The sequence below is a fragment of the Thermovirga sp. genome (assembly GCA_012523215.1).
Lineage (GTDB): Bacteria > Synergistota > Synergistia > Synergistales > Thermovirgaceae > 58-81.
Genome location: JAAYIZ010000170.1, coordinates 57,716 through 64,480, shown reverse-complemented (window position 1 = coordinate 64,480; position 6,765 = coordinate 57,716). Strand labels below are relative to the sequence as shown.

The 6,765-nt window shown below is 56.8% G+C and carries 7 protein-coding genes; all 7 read left to right on the top strand.

Features of this window, described 5'->3' with window-relative positions; all coding sequences use genetic code 11:
- A partial coding sequence (locus GX108_04845) for a hypothetical protein (GenBank protein NLO56366.1) occupies window positions 1-753 on the top strand: 753 nt, incomplete at its 5' end.
- Window positions 753-1,331: an AmmeMemoRadiSam system protein A gene (amrA, locus tag GX108_04840; GenBank protein ID NLO56365.1), complete on the top strand. Its 579-nt coding sequence runs from the start codon at window positions 753-755 to the stop codon at window positions 1,329-1,331. The genes GX108_04845 and amrA, both read left to right, overlap by 1 nt.
- A complete protein-coding gene (gene amrS / locus GX108_04835) occupies window positions 1,332-2,321 on the top strand; it encodes an AmmeMemoRadiSam system radical SAM enzyme (protein ID NLO56364.1) in 990 nt (329 codons plus the stop codon).
- A gap of 58 nt (window positions 2,322-2,379) precedes the next feature.
- Window positions 2,380-3,912: a histidine ammonia-lyase gene (gene hutH / locus GX108_04830; protein NLO56363.1), complete on the top strand. Its 1,533-nt coding sequence runs from the start codon at window positions 2,380-2,382 to the stop codon at window positions 3,910-3,912.
- A 58-nt stretch (window positions 3,913-3,970) separates the two neighbouring features.
- Entirely contained in the window at window positions 3,971-4,885 is a 915-nt protein-coding gene (ftcD, locus tag GX108_04825) for a glutamate formimidoyltransferase (protein ID NLO56362.1), read from the top strand.
- A complete protein-coding gene (locus GX108_04820) occupies window positions 4,882-6,132 on the top strand; it encodes an imidazolonepropionase (GenBank protein NLO56361.1) in 1,251 nt (416 codons plus the stop codon). The genes ftcD and GX108_04820 overlap by 4 nt, the downstream gene beginning before the upstream one ends.
- Window positions 6,129-6,764, top strand: a complete 636-nt coding sequence (locus tag GX108_04815; protein NLO56360.1) for a cyclodeaminase/cyclohydrolase family protein — start codon at window positions 6,129-6,131, stop codon at window positions 6,762-6,764. The genes GX108_04820 and GX108_04815 overlap by 4 nt, the downstream gene beginning before the upstream one ends.
- The last annotated feature ends 1 nt before the right edge of the window (window position 6,765 follow it).

The following is a 6,765-nucleotide window of genomic DNA, read 5'->3' as shown; positions in this document are numbered from 1 at the left end:
GTTCCGGAAGTAGCGGCCAGGTCCGGAGCCCAGGCCGGGAAAACACTTAAGGGTTTGAAATCCCTGGGCGACAGCCTTAAAAAACTTGCCCCCGATTTCCTCCTGGTCCTTGACCCTCACGCCGCTACCGACAGGACGCTGACCTTTGTGAATGCCGGGAGATTCCTGGGAGACCTTGGCGAATTCGGAGCCCGGTCCATATCCCTGTCTCTCCCGGGTGCCGGGGAAGAGGGCGAAGCGCTTTTCGAGTTCCTTTCTACCTCCTTTCCTTCCAAGATCTACAGCCCCACCGATCATGACCTCGATTACGCTGCAGTGGTATCGCTCCACTTGCTGCGCCCGGTCCTGGACCTGATCCCTCCGATGATCCTTGTCAATCCCGTCACGTTGGACTACAGGCAGGCTTACGAACTGGGGAGGCTCCTCAGGCGGTACCCCTCTGAAAAGAAATGGGGGCTTCTCGCGAGCGGGGACCTTTCCCACAGGCTGACCAGGGATGCTCCTTCGGGTTTTCACCCCGATGGGCAGTTGCTCGACCGAACGATCGTGGAAGCACTTCGGGAGTCGTCACCGGATCCGATTTTCAACCTCGCCGAGGCGGTCATTCGAAACGCGGGCGAGTGCGGGCTTCGGTCGGTCCTCGCCCTTATCGGTCTTTCGCTGGGAGAGGAGATCAGGTTCCTGTCCTACGAAGCCCCCTTCGGCGTTGGCTATGCCTCCGCGTTTTTGATATGTTCCGGGGAGGAGTCCTGATGGGGTATCCTGAGGTTAGGACCGCTGAACCGCACCCCTATGTCCTCCTGGCGAAAAGAGCCGTGCAGTTGACGGCATCGAGGCTTGATCCTTTTTTTTATATCGATGCCCGCGAATACTCCACGAAGCCGGAAATGACCATAAAGCGGGGATGCTTCGTATCCATAAAAAAGGCGCCCCTGGGAGAGTTGAGGGGCTGTATAGGCACAATCCGCCCGGTGCGGGACAACCTTTGGGAGGAGATCGTCTCCAACGCCAGGGCGGCAGCGTCGGAAGACCCAAGGTTTTCCCCCCTCGAGGCCGAAGAGATGGCCCAATGCCGCATCTCGCTGGATATCCTGGATGAACCTGCCTTGATCGAAGACCTCTCCGACCTGGACCCTTCAATTTACGGGGTGATCGTCGAAAGGGGAGGGAGAAAAGGAGTCCTCTTGCCGGACTTGGAAGGCGTGGATACCGTAGAACAGCAGATTTCCATCGCCATGAGGAAAGCCGGGATTGGGATGGGAGAGAGGGTTGTCCTCTCCCGGTTCAAGGTAAGCCGTTTTTCAGAAGATCCTGCGGAACGGAGCGGTTAAATCGTGGAAAGGCCCGCTCTCTTCTGGACAACCTCAGGAGATAAAGTCCATTGCCTTCTTTGTCCCAGGGAGTGTCTCATTCCACCGGGGAATATCGGAGCCTGTGGTGTCAGGAAGAATGTCGACGGGAAGCTTGTAACCCTGAATTACGGGCTGGCCTGTGCCGCCGTGGATCCTATCGAAAAAAAACCCCTCTATCACTGGAAACCCGGAAGCAGGATCCTCTCTCTCGGGACGGTGGGTTGTAATCTTTTCTGCCCCTATTGTCAGAACTGTCATCTCTCGCGGTTCCAGACATTCGCCGGCCTTGCGGAGGTCACCCCAGGGGAGGTCCCTCATCTTTCCCGTGAGCGCGGCACCCCGTCGGTGGCCTTCACGTACAACGAACCCACCGTGTGGTACGAGTTCATCTATGACGCATCCCGAGCGCTGAAAAAGGCAGGCCTTGGAGTCGTCCTCGTCACCAACGGCTACATCTGTCAAAAACCACTGGGGGATCTCATCCCGTGGGTAGACGCGATGAACGTGGACCTGAAGGGCTTTTCCGACCTGTCCTACTCCAGGATCGAGGGCACCCTTGATCCGGTACTGCGCACGATAACGACCGCCGTCGAAAGGTCGGTCCACCTGGAGATAACCCACCTGGTCGTGCCCGGGATCAACGATTCCCTCGAAGAGTTCAAAAGGATGGTCCAGTGGATTGCCGGCGTTTCAAAGCTTATACCGCTTCACATCTCGAGGTATTTTCCGGCCTATCGTTGGGATCGGCCGCCTTCACCCCTGTCCGACATCGAGACGAGGGAGGAGATAGCCGCAGAGTCGCTGGATTATGTCTACGCCGGAAACCTCTCGTTGAGGGAAAACACCTATTGTCCCGCCTGCGGCGAAGTCCTCATTGAAAGAGATCACCCCGGTGAGGCGGTGGTCCACCTCATGGTGGACGGTACATGCCCTCGGTGTAAAACCCCCACGGGTATTGTCAAGTTGTGATTTACGCTATAATCTGTGTGCGAAATGGTTTTTGACATAACTACGGGGGTGGTCCTTTATGAGATCTTCGGCAATAGAGTTGAACGGTCACTCGTTGAGGCTCGAGGATATCATCAGCGTGGCCCGGGATGGAAGAAAGGTGACCCTCGACCGCTCCGCTGTAGCCTTTGTGGAGAGAGGATCCGGCATGGTCCGAACCTGGGCCAAGGAAGGCAGGATCATCTACGGTGTTACCACTGGTTTCGGAGACCTTTCCATCCAGTTCATTCCGCCGGAACAGAGCGAGCAACTCCAGGCAAACCTCATGTCAAGCCACGCCTCCGGGGTGGGTGACCCCTTCCCTGAAGAGATCGTGCGGGCCATAATACTGCTCAGGATCAACTCCCTGATAAGAGGTTTTTCCGGCATCAGTCTTCAGACCCTTTCCAGGCTCGTGGATTTTCTGAACATCGGAATACACCCCGTAATTCCCTGCAAGGGCTCCGTCGGTGCCAGCGGCGACCTATGCCCATTGTCACACTTGGGCATTGCGCTCCTCGGTCTTGGCGAGGTGTTTTACCAAGGGAAGAGGATGAAAACCTCGGAAGCCCTGAGAGCTACGGGGCTGGAGCCGATAGTGCTGGGACCCAAGGAAGGGCTCGCCATGAACAATGGTACGGCCGGCATGACCGGGGTCGCGTCCATTGCGTTGTGGGAAGCCCTTGGCCTGGTAAAAATGGCCGATATCATAGGGGCCATGTCCCTGGAAGCGCTCCATGGCGTTCCCTTCGCTTTCGATCACAGGACCCACGAGCTGAGGCCCCACCAGGGACAGATCAAGGTGGCCAAGAACGTAAGAACCCTTACAAAAGATAGCGAGATCATGGAAAAATACGGGAACGATAGGGTCCAGGACGCCTATTCGCTTCGCTGCATCCCCCAAGTCCACGGGGCGAGCCGCGACGCCCTTCAATATGTCCAGAATGTTATTCAGATCGAGATCAATTCCGTCACGGACAACCCGCTGATCTTCCCGGCCGAGGGCGAAGCGGTCAGCTGCGGCAACTTTCATGGTCAGCCCATGGCCCTCGCGATGGACTTTTTCGGCATCGCGATAGCCGAGATAGGTGATATTTCCGAGAGAAGGGCTGCCAGGCTGGTGGACGGAAAACTTTCGGGACTTCCGCCTTTCCTTGTGGAACATAGCGGTATCAACAGCGGATTCATGATCCCCCAATATGTCGCGGCGGCCTTGGTATCGGAGAACAAGGTGTTGGCCCATCCGTCATCGGTGGACTCGATTCCGACCTCGGCGAACCAGGAGGATCATGTCTCGATGGGAATGTACTCGGCCAGGAAGGGTCTGGAAATCCTCGAGAATGTCAGGAGAGTACTCGCCATAGAAATGCTCCTCGCCGCCCAGGGACTGGATTTTTCCAAACCGTTGATGCCCGGCGTCGGTTCGAGGGCAGCCTATGGAAAACTCAGGGAGGAAGTGCCCTACCTGGAAAAGGATGAAATCCTCTATCCCCTGATAGACACGATAATAAAAGGGATGGAGGACCGCTGCTACCTCAAGGCCGTGGAGGATATCACCGGGGAATTGGAATAACCCTTCCGAGTAAAAAAAGACAGGGGACCCCCAAGGGGGACCTGCATTAGGGAGGAATATCATGAGGATAGTGGAATGCGTTCCTAACTTCAGCGAGGGAAGAAGAAAGGAAGTAATAGACAAGATCGTGGAACCCTTCCGCAACGGGAAGGGCTTCAGCCTGCTTGATCACAGGGCCGACGAAAACCACAACAGGCTCGTTGTCAGCCTTGCCGGCGACCCCGGGGCAATAGCCGATGCTCTCATGGCATCGGCCGGAGTTGCCTTTTCGCTCATTGATATGAACACCCATTCCGGCGCTCATCCCAGGATCGGAGCCCTCGATGTGGTCCCCTTTACGCCGCTGAAGGGCGTCACCATGGAGGAGTGCGTCGACATAGCCCGGGAGTTCGGCCAACGCCTGAACGAGAAGTACGAGGTCCCGGTCTACTTCTACGAGGAGGCCGCCACGAGACCGGAAAGGAAGAACCTCGAGAATATCCGAAAAGGACAGTTCGAGGCGTTGAAGAAGGCCATAAAGGAACCTGACAGGCTTCCCGATATCGGACAGGCCCAGTTGCATCCCTCGGCGGGGGCCACGGTGGTGGGGGCCAGGAAATTCCTGGTCGCCTTCAACGTCAACCTGGGTACCACGAGGATAGAGATCGCCAAGGAGATAGCCAAAGCCATCAGGTTCTCCGGGGGAGGCCTGGCCCACGTCAAGGCCATAGGACTCGCCCTTGAGGACAAGGGGATGGTCCAGGTGAGTGTTAACATAGTGGATCATGAAAAAGATCCCCTTTACAGGGTCCTCGAACTGGTCAGGATGGAGGCCTCCAGGTGGGGTGTCCCCGTCGTCGAAACCGAGATCTACGGCATGGTCCCTGCCTCCGCGATCTACCAGAGCGCCGCCCGTTACCTCCAGGTGGCTGATTTTGATCCCGAGCAGATTATCGAGCTCAGGCTCCTCGAGATGGCCGGTGAGCCATCATGACGATTAAGCTTTTCCGTGGATCCCGGATCTTTACACCCCTCGTCAATGAGAACAGGGTCGTATCCTGGGAAAGGGGAGCCATACTGACCAAGAACGGCTTTATAGAAAAAGTGGGTTCCGAAGAGGATGTCTTGCGCGACCTCGAACCAGCCATGATAGAGCAGGAGATCGACCTCCACGGGAGATGCGTTGTTCCCGGGTTCGTAGATCCACACACCCACATGTGTTTTTCGGAACTGAGGGAAAAGGAGTTCGCCCAGCGCCTCTCCGGTGTGTCCTACATGGAGATACTCGGTTCGGGCGGTGGTATTCTTTCTTCGGTCCGCTCGCTGAGAAGCGCCAGCGACGAGGAGGTCCTGAAGAGGACCAAGGAGAACGCCTTCACGGCCCTCTCCCATGGAACCACCACCGTCGAGATCAAGAGCGGCTATGGACTGGACACGGCCTCGGAAACGAGAATGCTCAGGCTTATAGAAAGGGTCGGGAGAGAGACTCCCTTAACAGTTGTACCGACCTTCATGGGAGCCCATGCCATACCTTCCGAATTCAGGGCCGACCCGGAAGGTTTCGTCGATCTCTTGGTCAACGAGATGATTCCGGCCGTATCCGCCGCGTGCGATCCTCCTTTTTGTGACGTCTTCTGTGAAGAGGGCGTCTTTTCCGTGCCGCAGAGCAGAAGGATCCTGGAGGCTGCCAGGGAACAGGGCATGAAGTTGAAGATTCATGCCGACGAGGTAGTCGACACGGGCGGCGCCGCGCTGGCGGCGGAACTTGGCGCCGTCTCGGCGGAGCATCTTCTCGCCGCCGGGGAAGAAAATCTGGCCAAAATGGGTTCGGCGGGGGTGATTGCCGTCCTGCTTCCTGCCACGGCCTTCAGCCTTCGAAAACCCTACGCCGATGCCAGGAAAATGCTTGAACTCGGCCTGACGGTGGCTCTCGCTACGGACTGCAACCCAGGGTCATCCTTTACCCAGTCAATGCCCTTCGTCTTCAGCCTGGCCGTCATGAACATGGGGATGACGGTTGAAGAAGCCCTGGCAGGATGTACGCTCAACGGTGCCAAGGCCATTGAGCTCGATAATTTTTGCGGTAGCCTTGAAGAGAACAAAATGGCAGATTTCGTAGTTCTAGAGGGAGAGACTCCTGCCATTATGGCTTATAATAGTGGAACTTCTCCCGTTTTCTCCGTTTACAAAAGAGGAGAGTGCGTGGCACAAAGATCGGACGAATGGAGGTTTTGCCGGTGAAGGATATTTCATCCCTCTCTATCAACGAATTTCTCGAAGATCTCGGTTCCTCAAGCCCGACGCCCGGAGGAGGGTCGGCTTCCGCCCTGTGCGCCTCGATCGCTTCCCGCCTCACCCAGATGGTGGCTAGCCTGACCATCGGCCGCCCCCGTTTCGAGAAGGTCCAGGAGGAAATGATCCAGGCCGTGGAAAAAGGAAAGATTCTTTCGGGGAAGTTCCTCGATCTAGCCATGAAGGACAGCGAAGCCTACGACCTTTTCATGAAGGCCCTTTCCCTGCCGAAGGACAATGAGCAGGAGAAGGCCAGGCGAAAAGACTCCATGCAGGAAGCGTTGAAGCGATCTACGCTCGTGCCGCTGCAAACGCTCGAGCTTGCCAAGGAACTGGTCGCCAATAGTCTTGTCGTCGCAGAAAAGGGCAACCCCAACGCCATTACCGACGCCGGAGTATCGGCACTCTTGGCCGATGCCGCCGCTAGGGGCGCGGCTATGAACGTGAAGATCAACCTGGCCTCCATCGAGGACGAATCTTTCGTTCAGGACGGGCTCCATCGCGTCGAAGCGGAACTCGGGGAGCTGGAGGCTGCCGTTGAAAAGGTCTTGGCAGTTGTAAATTCAAAGCTTCCCCGCTGAA

What these genes read in the sequence shown, in the direction of transcription:
- amrA (NLO56365.1), top strand. Translation starts at nt 753, where the DNA reads ATGGGGTATCCTGAGGTTAGGACCGCTGAACCGCACCCCTATGTCCTC.
- hutH (NLO56363.1), top strand. Translation starts at nt 2,380, where the DNA reads ATGAGATCTTCGGCAATAGAGTTGAACGGTCACTCGTTGAGGCTCGAG.
- GX108_04820 (NLO56361.1), top strand. Translation starts at nt 4,882, where the DNA reads ATGACGATTAAGCTTTTCCGTGGATCCCGGATCTTTACACCCCTCGTC.